The sequence below is a fragment of the Pseudomonas sp. SIMBA_041 genome (genome assembly GCF_046535095.1).
GTDB lineage: Bacteria > Pseudomonadota > Gammaproteobacteria > Pseudomonadales > Pseudomonadaceae > Aquipseudomonas > Aquipseudomonas mucoides.
Window position 1 is genome coordinate 1 of the sequence record NZ_JAWRXJ010000575.1, and the last position, 256, is coordinate 256.

The 256-nt window shown below is 59.8% G+C and carries 1 protein-coding gene; it reads right to left on the reverse strand.

Annotation, left to right across the window (positions count from 1 at the left end):
• Positions 1 to 229 (reverse strand): hypothetical protein (locus SB725_RS32420; protein ID WP_410923608.1); only part of this gene is annotated, 229 nt, incomplete at its 3' end.
• Between the last annotated feature and the right edge of the window lie 27 nt (positions 230 to 256).

The following is a 256-nucleotide window of genomic DNA, read 5'->3' on the forward strand; positions in this document are numbered from 1 at the left end:
CCGGCAAGCCAGCGAGAACCCGCGCACCGACATCTCGACAGAAAACGTCGAGCGAGTGACTCGCAAAGATTTTCGCGACCGTCCGAGGATCCCGGACCACGGATTGCACAAAGTCCTGAATGAGCCGCAGTGCGCTCTCGATATCGCCAGCGGCCACGCGAGAGTTTGCGTCGCCCAGCAATTCGCCCGTCGACGAATACATCCCCCCGTCTTTCATCTTCTTATGCATGCACTTCCAGCGCAGCGAGAAGCGCGT